General features: G+C 66.9%; 14 protein-coding genes and 1 pseudogene. 5 read left to right on the forward strand and 10 right to left on the reverse strand.

Annotation, left to right across the window (positions count from 1 at the left end; all coding sequences use genetic code 11):
- Nucleotides 1-112: 112 nt before the first annotated feature.
- Complete coding sequence (gene rpoZ, locus HZ321_RS13460; RefSeq protein WP_181702868.1) at nucleotides 113-496, reverse strand: DNA-directed RNA polymerase subunit omega; 384 nt, start codon at nucleotides 494-496, stop codon at nucleotides 113-115.
- A gap of 536 nt (nucleotides 497-1,032) precedes the next feature.
- On the opposite strand from rpoZ, the gene HZ321_RS13465 reads away from it, so the two are divergent.
- From HZ321_RS13465 to HZ321_RS13475, 3 genes and pseudogenes are all read left to right on the forward strand, one after another.
- The gene (locus HZ321_RS13465; RefSeq protein ID WP_181702869.1) at nucleotides 1,033-1,617 is read left to right on the forward strand and encodes a LabA-like NYN domain-containing protein; all 585 of its coding nucleotides are present in this window, start codon (nucleotides 1,033-1,035) and stop codon (nucleotides 1,615-1,617) included.
- Between the two features lie 183 nt (nucleotides 1,618-1,800).
- Nucleotides 1,801-2,058 (forward strand): annotated as a pseudogene (locus HZ321_RS13470) (NYN domain-containing protein); the annotation flags it as partial.
- A gap of 682 nt (nucleotides 2,059-2,740) precedes the next feature.
- Nucleotides 2,741-3,430 (forward strand): uracil-DNA glycosylase, encoded by a 690-nt coding sequence (locus HZ321_RS13475; protein ID WP_181702871.1) that lies wholly within the window; start codon nucleotides 2,741-2,743, stop codon nucleotides 3,428-3,430.
- 143 nt (nucleotides 3,431-3,573) lie between these two features.
- On the opposite strand, the gene dnaE is transcribed toward HZ321_RS13475, so the two are convergent.
- The 9 genes from dnaE to HZ321_RS13520 form a co-directional block, all read right to left on the reverse strand.
- Nucleotides 3,574-7,029 (reverse strand): DNA polymerase III subunit alpha, encoded by a 3,456-nt coding sequence (dnaE, locus tag HZ321_RS13480; RefSeq protein ID WP_181702872.1) that lies wholly within the window; start codon nucleotides 7,027-7,029, stop codon nucleotides 3,574-3,576.
- Nucleotides 7,030-7,152: 123 nt separating this feature from the next.
- Nucleotides 7,153-7,353 (reverse strand): hypothetical protein, encoded by a 201-nt coding sequence (locus HZ321_RS13485; protein WP_181702873.1) that lies wholly within the window; start codon nucleotides 7,351-7,353, stop codon nucleotides 7,153-7,155.
- A gap of 373 nt (nucleotides 7,354-7,726) precedes the next feature.
- Nucleotides 7,727-13,201, reverse strand: a complete 5,475-nt coding sequence (locus HZ321_RS13490; RefSeq protein WP_181702874.1) for an alpha-2-macroglobulin family protein — start codon at nucleotides 13,199-13,201, stop codon at nucleotides 7,727-7,729.
- A 162-nt stretch (nucleotides 13,202-13,363) separates the two neighbouring features.
- Nucleotides 13,364-15,214, reverse strand: a complete 1,851-nt coding sequence (gene recJ / locus HZ321_RS13495; RefSeq protein ID WP_181702875.1) for a single-stranded-DNA-specific exonuclease RecJ — start codon at nucleotides 15,212-15,214, stop codon at nucleotides 13,364-13,366.
- An 89-nt stretch (nucleotides 15,215-15,303) separates the two neighbouring features.
- Nucleotides 15,304-17,115 (reverse strand): hypothetical protein, encoded by a 1,812-nt coding sequence (locus HZ321_RS13500; protein ID WP_181702876.1) that lies wholly within the window; start codon nucleotides 17,113-17,115, stop codon nucleotides 15,304-15,306.
- A gap of 114 nt (nucleotides 17,116-17,229) precedes the next feature.
- Entirely contained in the window at nucleotides 17,230-18,219 is a 990-nt protein-coding gene (gene glpX / locus HZ321_RS13505; protein ID WP_181702877.1) for a class II fructose-bisphosphatase, read from the reverse strand.
- 228 nt (nucleotides 18,220-18,447) lie between these two features.
- Nucleotides 18,448-19,770 carry a homoserine dehydrogenase gene (locus HZ321_RS13510; RefSeq protein WP_181702878.1) on the reverse strand — a complete coding sequence of 441 codons (1,323 nt, stop codon included), beginning with the start codon at nucleotides 19,768-19,770 and terminating at the stop codon, nucleotides 18,448-18,450.
- A 116-nt stretch (nucleotides 19,771-19,886) separates the two neighbouring features.
- Entirely contained in the window at nucleotides 19,887-21,110 is a 1,224-nt protein-coding gene (locus HZ321_RS13515) for an LL-diaminopimelate aminotransferase (protein ID WP_181702879.1), read from the reverse strand.
- Nucleotides 21,111-21,318: 208 nt separating this feature from the next.
- A complete protein-coding gene (locus HZ321_RS13520; protein WP_181702880.1) occupies nucleotides 21,319-21,687 on the reverse strand; it encodes a hypothetical protein in 369 nt (122 codons plus the stop codon).
- Between the two features lie 302 nt (nucleotides 21,688-21,989).
- Here HZ321_RS13520 and HZ321_RS13525 point away from each other — a divergent pair, with 302 nt between their 5' ends.
- Nucleotides 21,990-22,769, forward strand: a complete 780-nt coding sequence (locus tag HZ321_RS13525; RefSeq protein WP_181702881.1) for a hypothetical protein — start codon at nucleotides 21,990-21,992, stop codon at nucleotides 22,767-22,769.
- A gap of 182 nt (nucleotides 22,770-22,951) precedes the next feature.
- A complete protein-coding gene (gene phaC, locus HZ321_RS13530) occupies nucleotides 22,952-24,769 on the forward strand; it encodes a class I poly(R)-hydroxyalkanoic acid synthase (RefSeq protein WP_181702882.1) in 1,818 nt (605 codons plus the stop codon).
- Nucleotides 24,770-24,833 lie beyond the last annotated feature (64 nt).

Below are 24,833 nucleotides of genomic sequence, written 5' to 3' on the forward strand. Positions count from 1 at the left end.
GAAGCAGAAGGCCCCGCACCGGCGCCCGGGGCGCGCGATACGAGGCCGGATCAGTATCAGGCAACCGCAGGCTAGAGCACGCGGTCTGAAGGATGACTTACCGGGCGTCCGGTCAGATCTCTTCCACCTTCTCCGGCGGAACCAGCCCTTCCAGGCCTTTCAGAAGCTCTTCCTCCGACATCTGGTCGAAGGCGATCTCGTCGCTGTCCGGCTCGTCCGAACCGGAGCCGATCAGACCGGCCACGGTGTCCTGCTCGGGTTCGTCGACCTCGACATACTTCTGCAGCGAGTGGATCAGGTCTTCCTTCAGGTCGCCCGTCGAAACAGTGACATCGGCGATCTCGCGCAGCGCGACGACAGGATTCTTGTCGTTGTCGCGGTCGATCGTCAGCGGCGAGCCGGACGAGATCATCCGGGCGCGATGGCTGGCGAGAAGCACCAGTTCGAACCGGTTCTCGACTTTGTCGATGCAGTCTTCGACGGTTACGCGTGCCATGGGCTCGTTGCTCCTCGATGTTCGAAACGCACGCGCCGCCGTGCGGACCCGATCCAAGGCCCGCCACGACGGTGATCCGCAGCACGTCCCGAGGGATTGCGCGAAGCGGGATACTGATGCACGATGCACAGTATCAGAAACGCTCCGCATGCCTCTTCGTCTGCGGGTCAGATAAAACGCGCTCGACAGGAATGCAAGCGTCGCCTATCTTTTCAATTGTTTCCGACATCAATCTTGAGCTCATAAATCACCATCGTCACTGATTCGATCCGCCGGCTCCCGTTCTCGCCGGCCTTATTCGTCTGGAAAATTGCGGAATCCGGTGCAAACCCCGTCGGAACAGAACTGCCAGCGCAGACCGTTGATCTCGGAGCGTTTCCGAATCGGCGGAATGGCGTAGCATATCGAACCGGGGGGTTCGCGGAGGGTCTGGAAGGCACGAGAGAGGTCGCGGGCCGTCCAGAAACGATGCACATGCAAAGAACCGGAACGTGTATGGGAACATGTCGACCGAAAAGAGGTAAAAAGTTTCCCTGATGTTCGACGAACGCGAAAAGATAGCCCTCTTCATTGACGGCGCGAACCTGTACGCGACCGCGAAGGCGCTGGGCTTCGACATCGACTACCGTCGACTCCTGAAGGAGTTCAGCGCCAAGGGCTATCTGCTGCGCGCGCTGTACTACACGGCCTTGGCGGAGGACCAGGAGTACTCGTCGATCCGTCCCCTGATCGACTGGCTCGACTACAACGGGTACAAGGTTGTCACCAAGCCCACCAAGGAGTTCTTCGACTCTACCGGCCGGCGCAAGGTCAAGGGTTCCATGGACATCGAACTGGCGGTCGATGCGATGGAACTGGCCGAGCACATCGATCATATCGTGCTCTTCTCCGGCGACGGCGATTTCCGGTCCCTCGTCGAGGCCATTCAGCGCAAGGGCCGCAAGGTCAGCGTCGTCTCCACGCTGCAGACCCAACCGGCGATGGTCGCCGATGAGCTCCGCCGGCAGGCGGACCACTTCATCGATCTTGCCACCCTCGCACCCCGCATCGGCCGCGATCCTGCCGAACGGGCCGCCCGCATGGCCGAACGCGCCCAGCAGAACCAGGTCGAGGAAGACTGACCCCATCCCGGAGGCGGCCGCGCCCCGGCGCGCCGCCACCGCACCGGTCAGATGCCGGACAGGCATCGATATCGGCCGGACCGTCGATGGGGTGCGGCAGGCCGTGCCCATCCATCGCCGTTTGTGATTCGCCACTCCGTGCGCATCGATCGTCGGCTATGATTCGCCAGGCCGAGCCCCGCAGATCACGCTGTGCTCTTCTCCGGCGACGGCGATTTCCCGGTCCTCGTCGAGGCCATCCAGCGCAAGGACCGCACGGTCAGCGTCGTCTCCACGCTGCAGACCCAACCGGCGATGGTCGCCCATCAGCTCCGTCGACAGACGGTTCGCTTTACCGAGCTCACCACCCTCGCCCCTCGCATCGGCCGCGATCCCGCTGAACGGGCCGCCGGCATGGCCGAACGGGCGCAGCAGAACCGGGTCAAGGAAGACTGTCTCTAATCCAGGCGGCCGCCGTACCCCGGCGCGCCGCCACCGCGCTTCTTTAGTGCGGAACGCACCTGATACGACCCCAGGCATTCACATCTTGGCTCACTGCGCGATATCATCTTGGCCCATCGCGCGTTTCGACCCCTCCGCCCGGTTTCGCACACCGGGCCCGCTCTGCAGCGCACGCCGGGCGTTGTGCTCATATCCGCGACCTGTACGGATCTCACCACGGTCCCATCCGTCTGCGTTCGGCAAGTTGGCTGATCCCGGCGCAAGCTGGTCGCAGCTCAACCGACCGAGGGAACAACAGTCGCGACGAACCCGGACGGATGCGCCAGCCGAAAACCCAAATTGGAGCCGATCTGGACGCCTTCGATCGCCGAAGCACGCAACCGCCGATTTCCGCAGGCCGCCACTTTTCTCGCCGACCAAGCGTCGAAAACGCGACGTGGACGGACGTCTACATCCCACCCGTTTCTGGCATTCGGCCAAACCGAAGGCCGCAGACAGGCCAGACCTTGGCGAGGCCGGTTTTTAGTCTTTGGCCCAAGCAGTTCCGACGCGCGGCGGTACTCTGCTTGAGGCCGTGCGGGTGCTCCCGCGGTCACAACCCGCAGCGCAGGCATTGATCTCCCCGGTGGATGCCGGTCCGCTCACCCTCGCCGGGGCCGTAGGCAACAGCTATCGTCGCCGGATGACACGCCTCCTTTCGAAGCTCCCCACAACCTGTCCTCCCGAACCCCCGAGGGATTGTCCGCAATGCCCGCGTCTGGTCGCTTTCCGCGAGAAGCACAGAACTCTCGAACCGGGCTGGCACAACGCCCCGGTTCCGAGCTTTCTTCCCACGTCCGGCCCCGGGGACGTCCGGCTTCTCATCGTCGGCCTCGCGCCAGGCCTTCGCGGCGCCAACCGGACCGGTCGGCCGTTCACCGGAGACTACGCCGGCGATCTTCTCTACGAGACCTTGATCGACTTCGGCTTCGCCCGCGGCACGTTCCGCGCCGATCCGCAGGACGGGCTCACGCTCACCGGGGCGGCGATCACCAACGCCGTCCGCTGCGTCCCCCCCGAGAACAAGCCGACCGGAGACGAGATCAAACAGTGCCGTCCGTTCTTTTCCGCGACTCTTGCCCGATTCCCTACCCTCGAAGCCGTGGTCGCGCTTGGCCGGATCGCACATGAGCAGGTCTTGCGCACCCTTGGCACTCCACTGGCCAGGGCGCCGTTCGCCCACGGCGCGGTCCATCCCATCAGCGGATCGCGCGGCACGCTCCGCCTCTACGACAGCTACCACTGCTCCCGCTACAACACGAACACCGGCCGCCTGACACGCGACATGTTCCGCAGCGTCTTCCAACAGGTATCAGACGACCTCGCCCGCTGACCGCGTCACGCGCTGGCCTGCCCGGCCGCGCCACCGGTCGGTGTCCCCAAACGCCATCGGCCGCCGACGCCTGCCCCTACCCGGCGCAGAATCGGCCCGACCTTCGCCACCGCGGTCCACCGAACCCGTCGCGTGCCTCCCCCTCAGGCAACGAGTTCGACCTCCACCACTCCCGGTACGGCGCGAAGAGCACCCGCCAGCTGCGGCGACACACGGTATCGCCCGGGTAGCTTGACCTCAACCTCCCCGCGCGCGGCGCCGCCGAGCACGATCAGAGAGACGTCCCCCTCGCCGGAGGGGTCCAGGTGGCGCGCGATACTGTCGATCGGCTCGTCGCCCCGCAGAAACACGCGCAAAGCGTGCTTCAGCCGGCTCGCCGCCTGGTCGAGCGGCTCCACCGTGTCGATCCGAACCGAGATGCCCTCCGGCTTGTCCTCCGCCGAAACCAGCAGGATCACCGAATGGCCGGGATCCAAAAGGTCCCGGTAGTGGTTCAGCCCCTCGGAGAAGATCACCGCCTCGTACTGGCCAGTCGGGTCGGAAATGCCGAGGATACCCATCTTGTTGCCGGTCTTGGTCTTGCGCTCCTGCCGCGAGACCACTGTTCCGGCGAGCCGCCCGGCGGCCGCGCCCCGCTTCACGGCGGCCGAGAACTCTGCCCAGGTCTGCACTCTCAGCCGGCCGAGCAACGCCTGGTAGGCGTCCAGCGGGTGCGCCGAGAGATAGAAGCCGATCGCCGCGTGCTCGCGCTGCAGCCGCTCCTCCGGCAGCCATTCGCGCGCCGTCGGCAGCCGGACCGGCTCCGCCTGCCCGCCCCCGCCGAAGAGCTCGTTCTGCCCGGACACCTCCTGCTCCACCCGGCGCGCCGCGACGGCCAGAACCACGTCCAGTCCCTCGATCAGCCGCGCCCGGCTCCGCTCGAGCGCGTCGAAGGCGCCCGCCGCGGTCAGGCTTTCCAGCACGCGCTTGTTGAGCGCCTTCGGGTTGATGCGGCCTGCGAAATCGGAGAGGTCGCGGAAGGGCCTGGCCCCGCGGACTTCCACGATGTGCTCCACCGCCTGCCGTCCCACGCCCTTCACCGCCGCGAGCGCGTAGAGGATCCGCCCGTCCTTCACCTCGAACTCCGCGTCCGACTCATTGATGGACGGCGGCGCGACCTGGATCCCCAGCCGGATGGCATCGCGGCGGAAATCGTTGATCTTGTCCGTGTTGGCCATGTCGAGCGTCATCGACGCAGCCAGGAACTCCACGGGATGGTTGGCCTTCAGGTAGGCCGTCTGGTAGGCGACCAGCGCGTAGGCGGCCGCGTGGCTCTTGTTGAAGCCGTAGTCGGCGAACTTGGCGAGCAGGTCGAAGATCATGTCGGCCTGCGCCTTGTCGATCCCCCGCTCGACCGCGCCGGACACGAAGCGCACCCGTTGCGCATCCATCTCCGCCTTGATCTTCTTGCCCATGGCGCGCCGCAGGAGATCGGCCTCGCCCAGCGAATAGCCCGACAGGATCTGCGCGATCTGCATCACCTGTTCCTGGTAGACAATGATGCCGTAGGTCTCCTTCAGCACCGGCTCCAGGCTGGGATGGAGGTAGTCGGGCTGCTCCAGACCGTATTTGCGCGCACCGTAGACCGGGATGTTCGCCATCGGGCCGGGCCGATAGAGCGCCACCAGCGCGATGATGTCCTCGAAGCGGTCCGGTTTGATCTCGGAGATCGCCTTGCGCATTCCCATGCTTTCCAGCTGGAACACGCCCACTGTCTCGCCGCGCGCGAGCATGGCGTAGGTCGGCGGATCGTCGAACGGCAGCGCGGCGAGGTCGATGGAGACCCCACGCCGGGCGATCAGCGCCACCGCCTTCTGCAGCACCGTCAACGTCTTCAGGCCGAGGAAGTCGAACTTCACCAGCCCGGCGCTCTCCACCCACTTCATGTTGTACTGGGTGACCGGCATGTCCGACCGCGGATCGCGATAGAGCGGCACCAGCCGGTCGAGCGGCCGATCGCCGATCACGATGCCCGCGGCGTGGGTGGACGCATGCCTGTAGAGACCCTCCAGCTTCTGCGCCATGGCGAGCAGCCGCTCCACGATCGGCTCCTCGCGCTGCGCCTCCCTCAGCCGTGGCTCGTCGGTGATCGCCTGCGCGAGCGTCACAGGATTGGCCGGGTTCTGCGGCACCAGCTTGCAGAGCCGGTCGACCTGGCCATAGGGCATCTGCAGCACGCGCCCAACGTCGCGCAAGACGGCGCGCGCCTGCAGCGTACCGAAGGTGATGATCTGCGCCACCTGCTCACGGCCGTACTTGGCCTGCACGTAGCGGATCACCTCGTCTCGCCGGTCCTGGCAGAAGTCGATGTCGAAGTCGGGCATCGACACGCGTTCCGGGTTGAGGAACCGCTCGAACAGCAGCGCGAACCGCATCGGGTCGAGATCGGTGATCGTCAGCGCGAAAGCCACCAGCGAGCCTGCGCCGGAGCCGCGTCCGGGGCCCACTGGAATGCCGTGCGCCTTCGCCCACTTGATGAAGTCCGCAACAATCAGGAAGTAGCCCGGGAACTTCATCTTCGTGATGATCTCGAGCTCGAACGCGAGGCGCGACCGGTAGTCCGCCTCGCTCATGCCCGGCGCCGTCCCGTGCAGCCTGAGACGCTCGTCCAGCCCCTCCCAGGCCTGCCGCGCCAGTTCGCCCGCCTCCAGTTCTTCAGCCAGCTTCACATCCGCCACGTCGCCGCCGGCGAAGCGCGGCAGGATCGGCTTGCGCTTCTTCGGTCGGAAGGCACAGCGAAGTGCGATCTCCACCGTGTTGTCCACCGCCTCCGGAAGGTCGGCGAACAGCTGGATCATTTCCGCCCGCGACTTGAAGGCGTGCTCCGGCGTCAGCCGGCGCCGATCGTCCTCGGCGATCACCCGCCCTTCGGAAATCGCGATCAGCGCGTCATGCGCCTCGAAATCGTCGCGGCCGGGAAAATAGCACTCGTTGGTCGCCACCAGCGGAATCGCACGATCGTAGGCAAAGTCCACCAGGTCCGGTTCCACCATGCGCTCGCTGTCGAGCCCGTGCCGCTGCAGCTCCATGTAGAGGCGGTCGCCGAACAGCTCCTCCAGCCGCGACAGCCGCTCCCCTGCCAGCGCCTTGTTGCCGGCCCGCAAGGCCCGGTCGAGCGGTCCGTTGGGCCCTCCGGTGAGCGCGATAATCCCGCTCGTCAGCCCGCCGAGAGCCCCGATCGGGACGTGGGGCCGGGCGCCTGGCTCGGTCTCCATGAAGGACTTGGAGACGAGGATCACCAGGTTGTCGAAACCCTCCGCGCTGCCGGCCAGCAGCACCACGGACGGAAGTTCGTGCGCCGAGCCGGGCTTGCGCCGATCCGCCGGTTCGTCGGCGAAGTCGATGGCCAGTTCGCACCCGACGATCGGTTGCAGGCCCTTCTCGGCCGCCTTCTCGGAAAACTCCAGCGCACCGAACAGGTTGCCCGTGTCCGTGATGGCGATCGCCGGCTGCCCGTCGGCCTCGGCGAGTTCGAGGATCTTGGAAAGCGGCAGCGCGCCTTCCAGCAGCGAATAGGCAGAATGGACGCGCAGATGCACGAAGCCTACCGCCGTTGCCATCTCCACCCGCTCCAGGTTTCAGGAAACATCCCGCCCCCGCATCTCGCGTCCGCCGGTCCGGGCACCTTGGCCCGCCCGGCCCTCCTGCTCAACCGGCTGCGCGCGGTTCTCAACAGGCAACCTTCACAGCATCGGGTCGCCGCCGAGCACAAGCGCCAGCATTGTGCCGAACAGGATCACGGCCCCGAACGCAGCCACATCGCGGACGATCGCCGCCTGCGCGAGCGTCTCTGCGAGCCGCAGGTGCACAGGCACGATGAAATCCCGAACGGTGAATGCCTCGCCGACCGGTGCCGAACGCGGCTCGGCGCCCCGCAGGGACATGGGCGCCCGACCCGGTACGGGCGCCGGGCGCAAACTGGCCAATCGACGCCGAGCATCGGCATGGGGCCTTGGCAATGCCGCCGCGCCCCACGAGTGCCGCCATCCTTCAACCGGGACCAGGTGCTCCGCCGTCGTGCTCATGACTGCCTCCAATCTCGTTATGGTTCTACTTTGTTCTTCTTTTATTCCGATGTCAACGCTAACGGCGCCTCACCAGGAACGCATGGTTGACGAGAAGTGAACGGATCCAAGTCTCTGACAGAAAATACTTTTTGCAGAATGCACGATCGGTCGATGGTGAACGGCGACGCGAAAAAGGCGCCCGGATCGCTCCAGACGCCTTCTGTTCTCAACGGCCCTACGGCGCAGGCGTTTACTGAACCGGCCCGACGACCTCCACCCGGCCCGATCCCGTCCTCCCGCGCAGCTCCGGCCGGTACATGTCCGTCACCGTCGCCGCCGGATGGGCGAACCGCCCCGGCGCCACGGCGCGGACCATGTAGGCCAGCTGGAACTCCGTCGCGTTGGTGGCGTACTGGTCCACCGCAGCCACGAAGCGGTCCGCCCGGAACTCCGTGCGTGCCGGCTTGGTGTCGAGTTGCAGCCAGTCGAGCAGCGCCACGTCGCCTGCCGAGACCAGATTCGGGTTGTCAATGGCCAGCCCCGCCGGCAGTGGGTCGTCGATCATCAGCCGGGCGGCTGCCGGCGCGGTCGAGGTCACGGTCAGCACGGCCACCAGTCGCTCACCCAGCGGCACGGCTTCCAGGTTTACCTCGTTGCCCTCCAGGTCGTAGTAGACCCGCGTGATCGCGTAGCCGTTCCCGCCCGCCGCTTCCGGCGTCGCCGGAACGCCCGTCACCGTCACTCGGGCGTCCACCGGCTGGCTGCCCCGGTTCTGCAGCGCCACGCCGGCGCCGAGCGCGGCAACGTCGTAGCGTTCGGTGAACAGCCCCTTGCGCACCGTTCCGTTCACCGCCACCTCGCTTTCCCGCCCATCGGCGAGCAGGGCGTTGGCCGCGAGCAGCATCCACGCCTGCTCCTGCGTGCTGGCGTAGGGATCCGCCTTCTCCAGCCGCCGGACGGCGGTGGTCAGCGCGTCGAGGTCCACGTCCCTCACCTTCGCCTCGGATGCGAGCGTCAGGATCGCCGCCCCGTCGCGCAGGTCGGATCCGTAGTCGGCCCGGTACACCACCGCTTCCGGCGACGTCGCCAGCAGGTCTGTCGCCGAGCGGAAAACCGAGCCCGCCCGATCGACATCGCCGTAGAGCGCCAGCGCCGCCCCCAGCTGGGCCCGCCCCAGCGGGGTCGTGAAGGCGTCCAGCTTGGTCTCCGCGTAGTAGCGCAGGTCGCCAATGGCCGCCTCGCCATTGCGCGCCAGCACGTAGAGGGCGTAGGCGATCGCCTCGCCGCCGCTCGTGAAGTCGGACGCGTAGGCCACCTTGTTCTTCAGGTTGGTCACCGCCAGCTCGAAGCTCACCGGCGACACAGTGTAGCCCTTCTCCTTGGCGCGCGTCATGAAGTCGGTGATGTAGGCGTCGAGCCAGAGGTCCTCCGAGCCCGGTCCCCAGAGGCCGAAACTGCCGTTGGAGGCCTGGTTCACCAGCACCTGCTCGATCGCCTTCTGCACCCGTTCGCGCACCGGCGTCTCGCCGGTGAGGCCCGCGGCGAGCACCACCTCGTCGAGATAGACCAGCGGCAACGCGCGGCTGGTGATCTGCTCCGAGCAGCCGTAGGGGTACTTGTCGAGAGCCGCCACGATGCCCGGCAGGTCGAGGCCGGCGACGCCGCCCACGGTGACCGTCGCCCGCGCCGTTCCCGGCACGAAGTCGGCGAAGAGATCAGGCGTCAGATCCAGCGAACCGACCGACGGTGCCAGCGACACCTCCGTCTGCCGGAACACCTCCGGCTCGTTCGCCCGCACCGGAACGGTCAGCGTCTTCGTCAGCACCGTTCCATCCGGGGTCTTCAGCGTCACGGTCAGCGTCTCGTCGCCCACCGCCGAAGCCTCGATCGGGACCAGCACTTCCGCCGAGCCTTTTTCGGTCAGCGTCAGCGACTGCTTCGCCTTGGCACCGTCGACGGACACCAGCGTGCCGGCCGCGCTCACCTCCAGCTCCATCGCACCCGCCGGACCTTCCACGTGGGTCAGGTCCAGCTTCAGGCGCGAGCGGTCGCCCGGCGCCAGGAAGTTCGGCAGCGCCGCCGCCATCACCACGGGGTCGCGCACCAGCACGTCGGCCGAAGCATGCCCGACGGCCGTCTTCGACCAGGCGATCGCCATCACCCGAACGGTGCCGTTGAAGTCGGGAATGTTGAACGAGGCCCGCACCTTGCCGTCCGCGTCCACCTTGGTCACGCCCTGGAAGAAGGCCACCAGCTGCTCGGTCGGCGGCGTGCCTTCTAGCCGCGAAAGCCCGGAGCCGTCGCCGCCTGTCCGCACCGTTCCGCGGGTGCCGAGCATCCGGTCGATCAGCTGGCCGTAGATGTCGCGCATCTCCATGCCGAGCTCGCGCTGGCCGAAGTACCACGCCTCCGGCGCCGGCGGTTCGAACTGGGTGAGGTTGAGGATGCCGAGGTCGACGGCCGCGATCGTCACGAAGGCCTCGTCGCCCGGTGCGACGTTGGCGAGCGCCACCTCGATCGGAAGCGTCGTCCGCGGCCGCTGCTGCGCCGGCGCCGCGATCGACACGTCGAGCTGCCGGTCGCCCGGGTCCACGGTCGCCCATTGCAGGCCGAGCGCCCGCGCCGGCATCCGCTTCGCCTCGATGTCCATCGGCCGGAGCAGCGTCGCGGTCACGTAGGCGCCGGGGCCCCACTCCGCCGTCACCGGCAGCTCCACCGTGGCGCCGCCTTCAGGCACCTCGACGGTCTTCATCGTGATCAGCCGGTCGTCCACCACGCGGATCAGCGCCACACCGGGATAGCGCGGCTCCAGCCGCGCCTTCAGCGTATCGCCGATCGCATAGCGCGGCTTGTCGAGCGACACCTTCAGGAGGTCAGGCGTCTCCTCAGCGCTGGGCGGCAGGTACCAGCCTGCTTCGAAGCCGTAGCTCACCGGGATCGCCTGCGCGTCCGGGTCCTCGACGGCGAGTTCGTACTCGCCCCACTCCACCGCGGCCTCGATCCGCGCCTTGCCGTCGGCGGCAATGTCGATCTCGCCGTTGGCGACCCGCTGGCGCGACTTGACGACCTGGTAGTTCCAGGAGCCGTCGAGCGAATACCACTGCCAGTTCGAGTTGACCTTGGAGAGCACCCACTTGAGCCCCTTGGCTTCCTGCCGGCTGCCGTCCGCGCCAAGCGCGATCACGTCGAAGCTGGCGTTGCCGCCCTCGTCGACGCTGCCGTCGAAAAGCGGGTCGACGCCGATCCGGGTACGCCCGTCGCCGACCGGCAGCGACAGCTTGCGCTCCACCGGCCGCCCGTTGCTGTCGAGCACGCGCACGTGCACCGCCGCCTTCAGCGGCAGCGTCGTGTCGGCCAGCTCCGGCGGCGCCAGCGTCACGACCGCGTTGCCCTCCTCGTCGGTCGGGTCGGCCGAAACCGGCTCGGCCACCGGCTCGAAGCTGTCGTCGCGCAGGCCGAAGCTGAACCCCGGCGCGCTTGGGATACCGTCCGCCTTGGTGACGTAGACCTCGCCCTCGATGGAGAGGTTCGCAGCCGGTGCGCCGTAGAGCCAGTTCGCCGTGAGGTTCGCCTCGGCGTTGGTGCCGGGCTCCAGCTCGGTCGCTTCGGTCTGCAGCTTGAAGGCGATCCGTTCGGGCTGGAAGTCCTCCACCAGGAAGGTCGTCTCGGCGATCGCCGCGCCTTCCGGGTCGGTGTAGGCGGCCAGCCGCCAGGTGCCGCGCATCGCGCCGTCCGGCAGCGGGAACAGGCTGTCGCGCCCGCCGGCGCCCTCGTCGTCCACAAGGGTCCGCGAGAACTCCACGCCGTCGGGCCGCGAGACCGTCAGCGTCAGTGCGATGTCCGCCGTCGCCACTGCTTTGGCGTCGCGTGCGAGCGTCGTCACGTGGACGGTTTCGCCCGGCCGGTAGACCCCGCGCTCGGTCGTCATGAACACGTCCACCGGCGGCGGCGAGGTCCGCCCCTCCACGCCGCGGTCGGTCAGATCGAAGGCCGCCTTCTTCAGGTCCAGGAACGAGAAGTCGCCCTCCCCGCCCGCCGCCGTGATCAGCGCCGGCGCGTTGCCGCCGTCGCCCTTGATCAGCCCGGCGTCGAAGCGGGCGTAGCCGTCCGCGTCCGTCGTCGCCGTGCCCAGCACCTCATTATTGGTCGCGATCAGCTTCAGCGTCGCGCCCGCCACCGGGCCGGCGCTCGACAGCGACCGCACTACCGCGTGCAGCCCGTCGTTGCCGGACAGCGACGAGAGCCCGAGATCGGTCACCACGAACCACTGTGTCGCCTGCTCGCCCCAGTCGTTCTGACGGGTCTTGGAGGCCGCCGTCATCGCATAGACGCCCGGCTTCAGGTCCTTGACCACCTCGCCCACCGGAATGGCGGTCGTCACGTCGCGGTTGAGGTCGCCCTTCACCTCCACGATGCCATTCCAGACGAGCTCGCCTCGCCGGTCCGCGATGTCGCTCGCCTCCCAGCTGCCCATCTGCCGCAGGAACGGTCCTTCGCCGATCGCCTGCACGAGGCTGCGGTCGCCGATCCGGACCACCTGCGCTTCGATCTCGGCCACGTTGACCGTCACCACCGGAATGGTCGCGTCGCCGCCCTTCGGGAGGACGTAGGCCTTGCCCACGAAGCGCACCTGCTGGTCGCGGTCGCGGATATAGCTTTCCACCTCCACCGTCTTGACCAGCGTCTCCTCGCCGTCCTTGGCCGGCAGGCCCTGCCGCACGGTGACCGTGTAGCGCTGGCCGTAGTCGACCCCCGACGCACAGATCTGCGTGTCCTCGGCCTCGATGGAGAGCTTCTCGCCGCCGGCGACCGTCACGAAGTCGGTGATGTTCGGATCGTCCTTGGCGATCTCGTCGGAGAAGGTCACGCAGATCCGCGGCTCCGCCGACTGGGTATCCACCGTGTTCTCAATGATCCGGAACCCGTGCTCGGCAATCGTCTGATCGAGCACCGCTTGCACCTGCGGATCCTCCACCAGTGCCAAGCTTGCCCGCCCGGTCTTGATCGCGAGCTTCCAGAGTTCGCGCTTGGCGAAGGCGTCGCGCATCAGGTTCAGCGCGCGGGCCTGCGAAGCCTCGTCCGTAGCGCGGAGATAGGCGTTCACTGCCGCCTCCGTCGCCTCGTTCTGCGCGCGGTCGCGCACCGACCAGTCGTCGCTCTGCACCTGCAGGTTCGCCGAGGCCAGCGCCTCCCAAAGGTCGAACCGCTCCGGCGCCATCCGCAGCGCGGCCTTGTAACCTGTCGCGGCCGAGACCCAATCGCCCGTGCCTGCCGCCGTCGCCGCGGCGCCGACGTTGTCGTCCAGCGTGCCCGACACGGCGATCTGCTCGAGGTCGCCGACCAGCCGCCGCGCCGCGTCGATGATGTCCTGCGGCACGAAGTCGAGCTCGGCCAGGCGCTCGTCGGCGAGGTTCGGGTCGTAGGCGACGCCTTCCACGATCCGCCCCGACGTCGCGCCGACGAAGGAGCGGAGATCGCCGAACTCCGCCTTCATGAAGCACCAGCGGGCCTTGTTGTTGTAGGTGAACGCCTTGCACTGGCGATCCGCCACGCAGGCCGCCTCGCAATCGGAGACGTCGACGTCCTTCAGCGTCTGGTAGTCGCGCCCGAAGTAGTCGGAGTTCTCCGACACGATCGCGCTGCGCTCCTGTGCGACGGCCGGTCCGGCCAGCACGGCTGCGAGCAGCGACGCCCCGATGAAGCGGGTGAAGGCATTCCTGATCATGGCCAAAAGCCTCCCAGCGGCGGCACCTTGAAACCCCGACGGTCCCGCCTTGTCGGCGAGGATCGTATGCGCGCCTTTTGCGTGGGTAAAGGTGCCGAGTGGCCATGGCGGAAGCGTGACGGCCCGGCAATTGGTTGATGGTCAACCGTTTGCTGCGCCGTTTCAGGCGCGCGCCTTGCCCGGATCCGCGGCGTCGAGCACCCGCAACTGCACCTTCGGCTCGCCCTGCCAATGGTCGAGCCCCAGCACGCCGGCCACATGCACCGGCCGTTCGCGCGCGGCCGGCGACGTCAGGAAGTCGCCGAGCGGCTGCCCCGCCGCCCGGAACGCCATGCCCTTGATCTTCGTCCCGTCTGTGCCGGCGAGGCTAACCCGCACGTGCCCGTTGCCGACCACCTCCGCATAGGCGACCCGGTGCGCCGGCAGCACGAACACGGGATCCGGCTGCCCGGCCCCGAACGGACCGGCCCGGTCAATCGTCTCCACCAGCGACACCGTGGCCCCGCCGGCGGTCACCGCGCCGTCCACGAACAGCTGGTCGTTCTCCCGCGCCGCCGCCACGCCGGACCGCACGCGCTCGTCCACAAACGCGCGGAAAGCTTCGATTCGTGTCTCCGCGATGGTCAGCCCCGCGGCCATCGCGTGCCCGCCGCCCTTGATCAGCAGTCCGTCCGCCACCGCAGCTCGCACCACCAGCCCGAGGTCCACCCCCGGGATCGAGCGGCCGGACCCGGTACCGGTGCCGTCTCCGTTGAGCGCGATCGCGAACGCCGGCCGGTTGTGCCGTTCCTTCAGCCGCGCCGCGACAAGCCCCACGATGCCCGGATGCCAATCCACCGAAGCGGCCGTAATGACGGCGGGATCCGCGGTCGCCAGCAGTCCGGCTACCATCGCCTCCGCGGCGTCGAGCGCCTCGCTTTCCAGCGTTTGTCGCTCGCGGTTGAGCCGGTCGAGCTCCATCGCGATCCGCCCGGCTTCCACCGCATCGGTCGACATGAGCAGTCGCGCGCCGAGCGCCGCGTCGCCGATCCGCCCGCCAGCATTGATGCGCGGTCCGAGCAGGTAGCCCAGGTGATGACAGGTCGGTGGCCCGGACAGCCGCACCACGTCGCCAAGCGCTGCAAGCCCACGGTTCTGCCGCGCACGCATCGCGGTCAGCCCTTTCACCACCAAAGCCCGATTGAGGCCGATCAGCGGAACCACGTCGCACACCGTGCCGAGCGCGACCAGATCGAGCAGCGCCAGCAGATCCGGCTCGGCCACGCCGCGGCGGCGGTACCAGCCCCGGCGCCGGAGTTCCCGGTTGATCGCCACCACGCCGAGGAACGTCACCCCGACGGCGGCGAGGTGCCCGAGCCCGGAAAGGTCGTCCTGCCGGTTCGGATTGACCAGCGCCACCGTCGGCGGCAGCTCCACACCCGTCTGGTGATGGTCGAACGTCACCACCTGCAGGCCCGCGCGCGCCGCCGCCTCGAACGCCTCGAAGCTCTGCGTCCCGCAGTCGAGCGTCACCAGGAGCGTCGCCCCGCCGGCGGCAAGTTCGCCGATGACGCGCGGATTCGGCCCGTATCCGTCGATCAGCCGGTCGGGGATGTAGACGGTAGGCTCCAGTCCCTGGTCGCGCAGGAACCGGCCGAGAAGCGCCGACGAGGTCGCCCCGTCCACGTCGTAGTCGCCGAAGATCGCGACGCGCTCGCCGCGCTCCACCGCATCGGCGACCCGCGCCGCCGCCATGTCCATCGCCGTCAGCACGGAGGGATCCGGCATCAGCGTCTTCAGGCTCGGCTCCAAATAGGCCGGCGCGTCGTCGCACCCGACATCCCGCCCCGCCAGCACCCGCGCCACCACCTCCGGCAGCCCGTGCCGCTGCGCGATCGCCTGCACCACCGCCGCGCGCCCCTCCCCAACCCGATCCTGCCACCGCCGCGCCGTGACGGAGGCGTGCACCCCGAGCACGGGACGGGGAGACGTATCGGCCGGAACGGGACTGTCGAATCGAGTGGTGGCGAGCATGGCGGTAGTGTGGTCGCTGAACGGGGCGGAAGCGAGTCCGTCCCGCTCCTATCCCGTCCAACCGTGGCGCGCCAGTCGGATCAGGTCGTTTACTTTTTCTCCAGCGACAAGGACTCCTCCCCCAGCGTCGTTGCGATGTCGCGCCAGATCACGCGGAGCCGTCGGACGTGGAGATCGTCGCTGATCAGGCGGACCAGATGCTCGATCGGCTTGGCCGTCGTTGCGGGTTGCACCGTCGTCTGTTGAGGATCCGCCACGGGGTCTTTCGGCTGACCGGTCGGCGCTCTTTCGCTGGCGAACAGCCCTGTTCGCACCCATTCCATGAATTCCGACGCGGGCGCGTCGCCCGACACGGTTCCGCCCGATGCGGACGGCCGGACCATCGGCAGGCGGCTCTTGGAGATCTCCTCCCACCGCCGCAGCTGCTGCGGGGTGGACAGGAGGATCGAGCCGAGCACGTCGTCGAAGATGCTGGGTCCCTCCGTCCAGATCACCGCCCGCTCCAGGTCGAAAATGGTGCGGATGTTGATCTGGCGCAGCACCAGGAACCGTTCGATGCCCACCACCGAGCAGAGCTGCGCTTGGGCCACCCAGTCGATCACCTGGTAGATGCCGTAGGGCGTCTCGATGTGCAGCATGATCGGGTTGTAGGTCGCCAGGTTCTGCACGTCCGTGATGCCCGCCTCCTCCAGCCGGAACCGGGTGAAGTAGTCGATGCCGTCGATCACATCGAGCGGCGCGACCGGCGTGATCTCCTGAAAACGGTCGTCGTCGAGCTTGAAGAGCTTCAGTCGCGGGTGAAGCTTCACCAGCAGGAAGCGACCCGCGGAGTCCGGCAGCAGGCCGAACCCGAAGGCCAACAGATACCACAACCAGTGAAGCGCCCCGGCCAGTGCCTGTTCGGCGTCCGCCGCATTCCCCGCGAGCCCGTCGAGGACGTTGGCCGGAATTGCCAACGGGTTTGGAAACGCGGCGAAGAGCACCAGCGTCGTCACCACCGACGCCACCGTCTCGATCGCCATGCGCAGGAAGGTGCCAGGGTTCAGGTCGAAGACCAGCATTGCGCGCACGAAGAGCCGGAGCGAAGCCACCAGCCCACCCAGGAAGGCGAGGCTGGCGACGGTCAGCACATTGGCCTCGAACTGGGTGACCGCCGTGGCGTCCGTGCTCGTTTTCGCCAGCGCTGCAACCCGGAGCGCGAGCGTGCAGGAGACCCCGCAGGTCGTCATCCCCGCCTGACCGAGACAGGCTGCCAGCAGCGAGAACCCGAAGTAGAGGACCACCATGAACCCCACCGCTGACGCCAGAAGCGAATAGGTCTGCGGAACGGCCCAGACGCTGAGCTCCTGCACCGCCCCCACCAGATCCATCCGTTTCGCCCGGTTCACGGACGTCGGCGGCTCCTGGTCGATGACTGTCCAGGCCGAGTACGGATAGACCCGGTCGTTGCTGTTCGGCCCATGCGCAACCTTCGGCAGGTCAGCCAGATACTTGGACCGGACGAACTCGAGCGAGGGATTGCGCGGTGGCTTCGGCTGGGCGTTTGCGCCGCCGTTCGCTTTATCAGCACCGGCCTGACCCTGACCGTTCAGGCTTCGGAAAATATCCTCGTAGTCGCTGATCATCAGCAGCCGCCGAAGCCGGATGACATGCAGCGCCACAATGAAGGTAAGCGGAATGAGGAACGCGGCGAGCGCCTTCAGCACCGGCGCGGAGGAAGCCACCGCCAGAACCGAACAGGTTCCCCGCGGAAGCGCATTGATCCAGCCGTAGGGCGTCGCAAGCTCCGGGACTGTCTTCGGGCTCGTCAGACACTCACCACTATGGGCCAGCAGCAGCACCAGAACAGCCGCCAGCCCGAACACCAACAGAAAAACGATGCGTTTCGATAGAGTCGACATTGCCCGCCCCCGCGCCGTTGCCGCGGTAGCAGGATACGACGAGCTCAACCGAGAGGCGAGTACTTTCTACGTCAGATGAGTACAGCCCAGAACTTCACCGCTGGATTGCGCCCCTCAGTTCGCTTCGAACTTCGTCATGTCCGTATGCGAGGCCTTGATCCAGCGCACCGTGCCTGTGGACGAGCGCATCACCACCGTGTGCGTCGTCACCCGGTCCCCACGCGAGAACTTCACGCCGTGGAGGAGGTTGCCGTCCGTCACGCCGGTGGCGGCGAAGAGCACGTCGCCCTGCGCCATGTCCTCCATGGTGTACTTCTTGCGTACGTCGGCGATGCCCATGCGGTTGGCCCGCTGGATCTGCTCGTCGCGGTTGATGACCAGCCGCCCTTGCATCTGGCCGCCGATGCAGCGCAGCGCTGCCGCCGCCAGCACGCCTTCCGGCGCCCCGCCGATGCCGAGATAGATGTCGATGCCGGTCTCGTCGGGTTCGGTCGTGTGGATCACGCCGGCCACGTCGCCGTCGCCGATCAGGCGGATGGCGGCGCCGGTCGCACGCACCTCCTCGATCAGGCGCGCGTGGCGCGGCCGGTCGAGGATGCACGCCGTCACCTCGTTGATCGGCACGCCTTTGGCCGCCGCCATAGCGCGGATGTTCTCCTGCGGTGTCGCGTCGAGGTCGACGATCCCCTGCGGATAGCCGGGGCCGATCGCGATCTTCTCCATGTAGACGTCGGGCGCGTTGAGCAGCCCGCCCTGCTCGGCGATGGCGATCACCGCAAGCGAGTTCGGCAGGTTCTTGGCGCAGATCGTGGTGCCTTCAAGCGGGTCGAGCGCGATGTCGACCTTGGGGCCCTTACCCTGCCCCACCTCCTCGCCGATGTAGAGCATCGGCGCCTCGTCGCGCTCGCCCTCGCCGATCACCACCGTTCCGTGGATCGGCAACTGGTTGAGCTCGCGCCGCATCGCGTCGACGGCGGCCTGGTCGGCGGCCTTCTCGTCCCCGCGGCCGCGCAGGCGTGCGGCGGCCACTGCGGCCCGCTCGGTGACGCGGACGAGTTCCAGCGTCAGAATGCGATCGAGCGAATTGCCGGTCTTGACCAACATCAGATTCCCCCTGGGAATGCCCCCATCCGTCACCAAACGGAAACCGCTTGGCGGGTCGGATGTCCATCCGACTTTCGGGTCTATCCGACCGAAACACGGTTAAACGACGGCAGTTCGATGCAGTAAGCTTAATGTCGAGGCGTCCGAAGCCGGTCTGCGGGGAGACCAGCCGCGATCGGCGGCGTCGGTGCGAGGCCCAACGGTCACCGTTTGCCCTATCCGCCCGGCTTACAGCTGCTCGATCCGGATCACCCGCGGCGCGGACGCGATATGCCCGTCCGCCTTGATCGCCTCCAGCGCCTGCCGCATCGCCGCCTCGCTGGTAGCATAGGTGATCATCACCACCGGCTGCGGATCCACCGGCTGCGGCGTACCCTCTACCTCGCTGCGCGGCGCGCGCCGACGCTGCACGATGCTTTCCAGCGAGATGCCCTGCTCGGCCATCCGCCCCGCGATCGCGGCGAAGGCCCCCGGCCGGTCGTAGACGGCGAGCCGCACGTAGTAGCCGCCTTCGTGCGCCTGGATCTCCGCCTTGCGATAGGGCTCCAGCTCGCGCATCGGCTTGCCGAACACCGGCACCACCCCGCCGCGCGCCACGTCCACCACGTCGGCCATCACGGATGACGCCGTCGGCCCGCCGCCGGCGCCCGGGCCGACCAGCACGATCTCGCCCACCGTGTCGCCGTCGAGCGCCACCGCGTTGAGCACGCCGTCGATCCGCGCCACGGCCGATGCCTTCGGCACCATCGTCGGATGCACGCGCGCCTCGATCCCGCTCGCCGTCCGCCGCGCGATTCCGAGCAGCTTGATCCGGTAGCCCAGTTCGTCCGCCGCCTCGATGTCGGCGGGCGTGATGGCGGAGATACCCTCCACGTAGATCGCGTCCGCGTCGATCTCCACGCCGAACGACAGGCTGACCAGGATCGCCAGCTTGTGGGCGGTGTCGAAGCCCTCCACGTCGAAGGTCGGGTCGGCCTCCGCGTAGCCGAGCCGCTGCGCTTCCGCCAGGCAGACGTCGTAGGAGAGGTTCTCCTTTTCCATTCGCGTCAGCATGTAGTTGCAGGTGCCGTTGAGGATTCCGTAGACGCGCGTCACCGTGTTCGCAGAGAGGCTCTCGCGCAGCGTCTTGATGACCGGGATGCCGCCGGCCACCGCCGCCTCGAAGGCGAGCGGCACGCCCGCCTCCTCCGCCAGCAGGCCGAGTTCCACGCCGTGCCGGGCGAGCAGCGCCTTGTTGGCGGTCACCACCGGCTTCCCCAGGCTGAGCGCCTTGCGCACCACCGCCTCGGCCGGCCCGGACGCGCCGCCGATCAGCTCCACCACCACGTCCACTGACGGGTCCGCCGCCAGCGCCACCGGATCGTCGTGCCAGGCGATCCCTGTCATGTCCACGCCGCGATCCCGCGTCCGGTCGCGGGCCGAAACCGCCGTCACTACCACCGGCCGGCCGGCTCTTGCGGCCAGCATCTCCGGCTTGCTCTTGACGATCCGGAGAACGGACGCACCCACGGTGCCGAGGCCGGCAATACCCAGCCGAAGCGGTTTCGACATGTCTGGTCTCGCTTGGAAGACGCAAGGAAAAGGCTCGCGCCGTGCCTTATCAGGCGGACGGCGCGAGGCAAAGAGGGAAACGCTTCAACGCAGGCTTGGCAGTCGAACCGCCGCCCTCAGGCCCTGAGCGGGATCACGTTGTGCAGCGTCTCGTCGGCGCCGTCCATGAACTTGCGCAGGTTGCGCGCCGCCTGGCGGATGCGCTGCTCGTTCTCCACCAGCGCGATGCGCACGAAATCGTCGCCGTGCTCGCCGAAGCCGATGCCCGGCGCCACCGCCACGTCCGCCTTCTCGATCAGGAGCTTGGAGAATTCCAGGCTGCCCAGCGGCTTGAACTTCTCCGGCAGCGGCGCCCAGGCGAACATCGAGGCCGCCGGCGCCGGGATCGTCCAGCCGGCGCGCCCGAAGCTCTCCACCAGCACGTCGCGGCGGCGCTTGTAGGTCTGGCGCACGTCGTCAATGTGCTTGTCGGCATCTGGCGCGTTCAGCGCAGCCGCGGCCGCCACCTGGATCGGCGTGAACGCCCCATAGTCCAGGTAGCTCTTCACCCGCGAAAGCGCTGCGATCAGCCGCTCGTTGCCGACCGCGAACCCCATGCGCCAGCCGGCCATCGAGAACGTCTTGGACATGGAGGTGAACTCCACGGCCACGTCCATCGCGTTCGGCACCTGCAGAATGGAGGGCGGCGGCACGCCGTCGAAGTAGATCTCCGAGTAGGCGAGGTCCGACAGCACGAACACCCCGTGCTTGCGCGCGAAGGCGATCACGTCCTTGTAGAAATCGAGCTCCACCACCTCGGCCGTCGGGTTGGAGGGGTAGCAGAGCACCATCGCGATCGGCTTCGGGATCGAGTGGATCACCGCCCGCTCCAGCGCGTGGAAGAACTCCGGACCCGGCGTCGTCGGGATCGAGCGGATCACCCCGCCCACCATCAGGAAGCCGAAGGCGTGGATCGGATAGCTCGGGTTCGGGCAGAGCACCACGTCGCCCGGCGCGGTGATCGCCTGCGCCATGTTGGCGAAGCCTTCCTTGGAGCCGAGCGTCGCCACCACTTGCGTGTTCGGGTCGAGCTTCACGCCGAACCGGCGGCCGTAGTAGGCCGCCTGCGCCCGCCGGAGCCCCGCGATACCACGGGAAGCAGAATAGCCGTGCGTATCGGGCCGCTGCACGGTCTCGATCAGCTTGTCGACGATGTGCTTGGGGGTCGGCAGGTCCGGGTTGCCCATGCCGAGGTCGACGATGTCCGCACCCGCTGCTCGCGCGCTCGCCTTCAGCCGGTTGACCTGCTCGAAGACGTAAGGCGGAAGCCGCTTGATCTTGTGGAACTCGTCGTTGCTCATGGTTCTCGTCCTGGGATCTGGCCCTGAGGATGGCCGGATGAAATCGCCCCGCTCCGACCAAGCGGGGGGTTATGCTTGTAGCACCGAACCGGCGCGACCTTAAATCGGCAATCGGGCCGGACCTGCGCGACATTGTCCTAGCCGGAGCACGATCGGGCTGAGCTCGGCCTCGCGCCGTCAAACAAGACCTGGTGTGGATTGGCTGCCGCTACTGCGCCGGGGCGGTTGCCACTGGCGGACAGGCCGGATCCACGGTCGGATCGCACTCCGGCGCAGCGGCCACAGGCGGCTCCGGGAAGCTGCTGACGCCGTCGAGCAGCTTGCGGGCCTCTTCCATCTGCTGCTGACGGATCACCGCCAGCGCCATCGCCGACGAAAGCCCGTTGTCGCCGGCTTTGCCGGCCGATGCCTGGCGCGTCCCCGCCGCGGCGAGTTCCTCCGCCAGCGCGGCCTGCTGCGGCTCGCTCTTCACGATCTCCGCGGCCGGATCGGCCGCAGGCCGGCTGAGGTCCGCAAAATCGGCCGGCCCGCTCGCGCAGGCGGAAAGCCCGACAGTCGCAGCGACCAAACCCGACAACGGCCAAAGGACCGCCCTTCTGACGCGCGCACTCATGGAAGACGCCCTTCGCGAAAACATGTGGCCCGATCCTCGGCCGGCGACCGTAACCGCATCGTTAATGCTGGATGGATCCGATGGAGATTGGCAGAAGCCGCGTGCGAATCAAGCCGGCTGAGCGGATCGAAGCAGCCCTGATGACGCGCCGGTCGCGATGGCGGATAGACAAGGGGGTGTTGCCGCGGTGTGTGCCCTGCAAACGCGATTCCCCATCGTCTCTCGCGATCCGAAAAATAACTCCCGGCGCATCCGGTCCCTGCCTGATGGTGATCGAACGCCGCTTCCGCCGGCCTCGCGATCAGAAATCCAGTTTAGAAGCAGAGACTTGTACGAAATCTGTGCAGCCGCACCCCCAGTTTGCGGTATGCGCAGCTATCGGTACCCCTGTCAGGATTACGCCTGATTGGAAGAATTCATCTAACTGGGGGTTTCGAATGAAAAAGATTGGATTGGCGTTGGCCGTTCTCTTGGCGGCTTCGAGCGCCGCGGAGGCGACGGATCTGGAATTCAAGATTACCGGAAACGTTAAGGAAATAAGAGGCGGGTTCCCTACTCAAGCACTTCAAGAAGCTGGCGGTTACAAACTTGGCGAAAGCTTTACAGAAACCTGGATTTGGGAGGACGTGAGCAACACACCGTTCACTTTCGATCCAAATATCAGAAGGTACACCTACGAGAACGCTAGTTCAGGAATATTTATATTTGCAGATGTTTTTGATACAAGCACATTTATCGGTATAATTCTCGGTTTAGGAAACCGATATCCGAAATTTTCCTTTCAATCATATAATTCTATTAATAATTCTGTCAGCAGTGGCAGCGAAATCACTTCATTACTTACGGGAAAGGTATTCGACGCCCAACAGGTAGATTATCTTCTAAAACAATTCTCTTTGACATCGATCATCCTGGAAGGTGGCAACCTCAGCATCAGCGCGGTAACGCCCGTCCCCGGCCCCGAACTCGGCCTCGGCCTGCCGGCTCTCGCCATCGTCGCCGGCTTTGCCTTCTGGTCGCGCCGCCGATCCGCCGCGGCAGCTTGACCGGGCCTTAGCCCTCACAAGGCCTGGTGGCCGGCGGCCTCGGTCCCCGGCCGCGCCCCCGCGCGGCGTCGCGCGCACCACCCCCGACTAAAATACCCCTGTCCAACCGACGAAGTGGATTCCCCGCATTGTCCTTTCCGGCCTATCATGCCATCTGACGGTAGAGCCCGGGGAACGAGCCGATGACCGATACCGAGAAGACCTCGGGGGAAACGCCACTTCTGCGCTACATCATCAACAATCCCGAAGCCTTCGCCCACAATCTCGCTGCGATCGTGGAGAACTTCGGGAAGGCTGCCGCGGCCTATGTGGAGCCGCGCGAAAAGGGCGAGGCCAAGACCCTCCTCGCCGACGAGATGGCCGAGGTCGTCAAGACGCTGGCCAAGGTCGGCGATTGGTGGACCCGCGATCCCCAGCGCTATGTGGAGGCCCAGTCTCGCCTCGTCAGCGGCTACATGGATCTCTGGTCGCAGTCGATGCGCCGGGCGATGGGCGAGCCCTCGCACGCCGTCGCGGAGCCGGACACCGGCGACAAGCGCTTCCAGGATCCGGAGTGGCGCGAGAACCAGTTCTACGACGTCCTGAAGCAGTTCTACCTGATTTCCACGCGCTGGGCGCAGGACCTGGTCGAGGAAGCCGGGGGCCTCGACGATCACACCCGCCACAAGGCGGACTTCTACATGAAGCAGATCGCCGCCGCGCTTTCCCCGTCCAACTTCGTGCTGACCAACCCCGAGCTGCTGCGCGAGACGGCCGCCTCGAACGGCGAGAACCTCGTCCGCGGCATGCGCATGCTGGCCGAGGACATCAAGGCCGGCGGCGGCGAGCTGCGCATCCGCCAGTCGGACCTGTCGAAGTTCCGCGTCGGCGTCAACCTTGCCCTGACCCCCGGCAAGGTGGTTTTCGAGAACGACGTCTGCCAGCTGATCCAGTACGAGGCGACAACCGGCGAGGTGCTGAAGCGCCCGCTGCTCATCGTCCCGCCCTGGATCAACAAGTTCTATATCCTCGACCTTACCCCCGAAAAATCCTTCATCAAGTGGGCGGTCGACCAGGGCCACACCGTCTTCGTCATCTCCTGGGTCAACCCGGACGAGCGGCTCGCGGCGAAGAGCTTCGAGCACTACATGCGCGAAGGCATCTTCGAGAGCCTCGACGTCATCGAGAAGATCACCAAGGTCCGCGAGGTCAACACCATCGGCTATTGCGTCGGCGGCACGCTGCTGGCTGTCACGCTGGCCTATGCCGCCGCGACCGGGGACGACCGGATCAAGAGCGCGACCCTTTTCACCACCCAGGTCGATTTCCAGAATGCAGGGGACCTCAAGGTCTTCGTCGACGAGGAACAGATCAGTCTTCTGGAAGAGCAGATGAGCGAGCGCGGCTATCTGGAGGGCCGCAAGATGGCCGCCGCGTTCAACTCGCTGCGCGCCAACGACCTGATCTGGCCCTACTTCGTCAACAACTACATGCGCGGCAAGGAGCCGTTCCCCTTCGACCTCCTGTTCTGGAACTCCGATTCCACCCGGATGCCGGCGGCGAACCACTCCTTCTACCTGCGCAACTGCTACCTGGAAAACAACTTGGCCAAAGGCGAGATGGTGGTGGCCGGCGTCAAGCTCGACCTGAAGAAGGTGACGACGCCCATCTACAACCTCGCCACCCGCGAGGATCACATCGCCCCGCCGCAGTCCGTGTTCCTGGGCTCCAGCCTGTTCGGAGGGCCGGTCCAGTTCGTGCTCGCCGGCTCCGGCCACATCGCGGGCGTCATCAACCATCCCACGCGTAAGAAGTACCAGTTCTGGACCGGCGGTCCTGCGGAAGGATCGCTCAAGGATTGGATCGCCAAGGCCGAGGAGCACGCCGGCTCCTGGTGGCCCCATTGGCACGCCTGGGTCGAATCCCTCGATCCCGCCAAGGTGAAGCCGCGCAAGATCGGCGGCGGCCGCTTCAACCCGATCGAGGACGCGCCCGGCCGCTACGTCGCCATGAGGGATTGAGCGGGCGGCCCGGAAACGCAAATGGCCCGCCAAGGCGGGCCAGCACGGATGTTCGAGGCGTCAA

The sequence above is a fragment of the Chthonobacter albigriseus genome, assembly GCF_013839445.1.
Taxonomy (GTDB): domain Bacteria; phylum Pseudomonadota; class Alphaproteobacteria; order Rhizobiales; family Pleomorphomonadaceae; genus Chthonobacter; species Chthonobacter albigriseus.

Bases quoted from the DNA above. Each gene is read 5' to 3' on its own strand.
- HZ321_RS13525 (WP_181702881.1), top strand. From the start codon at position 21,990: ATGGTGATCGAACGCCGCTTCCGCCGGCCTCGCGATCAGAAATCCAGT.
- HZ321_RS13490 (WP_181702874.1), bottom strand. From the start codon at position 13,201: ATGATCAGGAATGCCTTCACCCGCTTCATCGGGGCGTCGCTGCTCGCA.
- HZ321_RS13500 (WP_181702876.1), bottom strand. From the start codon at position 17,115: ATGTCGACTCTATCGAAACGCATCGTTTTTCTGTTGGTGTTCGGGCTG.
- dnaE (WP_181702872.1), bottom strand. From the start codon at position 7,029: ATGGCAACGGCGGTAGGCTTCGTGCATCTGCGCGTCCATTCTGCCTAT.
- glpX (WP_181702877.1), bottom strand. From the start codon at position 18,219: ATGTTGGTCAAGACCGGCAATTCGCTCGATCGCATTCTGACGCTGGAA.
- HZ321_RS13485 (WP_181702873.1), bottom strand. From the start codon at position 7,353: ATGTCCCTGCGGGGCGCCGAGCCGCGTTCGGCACCGGTCGGCGAGGCA.
- rpoZ (WP_181702868.1), bottom strand. From the start codon at position 496: ATGGCACGCGTAACCGTCGAAGACTGCATCGACAAAGTCGAGAACCGG.
- recJ (WP_181702875.1), bottom strand. From the start codon at position 15,214: ATGCTCGCCACCACTCGATTCGACAGTCCCGTTCCGGCCGATACGTCT.
- HZ321_RS13515 (WP_181702879.1), bottom strand. From the start codon at position 21,110: ATGAGCAACGACGAGTTCCACAAGATCAAGCGGCTTCCGCCTTACGTC.
- HZ321_RS13475 (WP_181702871.1), top strand. From the start codon at position 2,741: ATGACACGCCTCCTTTCGAAGCTCCCCACAACCTGTCCTCCCGAACCC.
- HZ321_RS13465 (WP_181702869.1), top strand. From the start codon at position 1,033: ATGTTCGACGAACGCGAAAAGATAGCCCTCTTCATTGACGGCGCGAAC.
- phaC (WP_181702882.1), top strand. From the start codon at position 22,952: ATGACCGATACCGAGAAGACCTCGGGGGAAACGCCACTTCTGCGCTAC.
- HZ321_RS13510 (WP_181702878.1), bottom strand. From the start codon at position 19,770: ATGTCGAAACCGCTTCGGCTGGGTATTGCCGGCCTCGGCACCGTGGGT.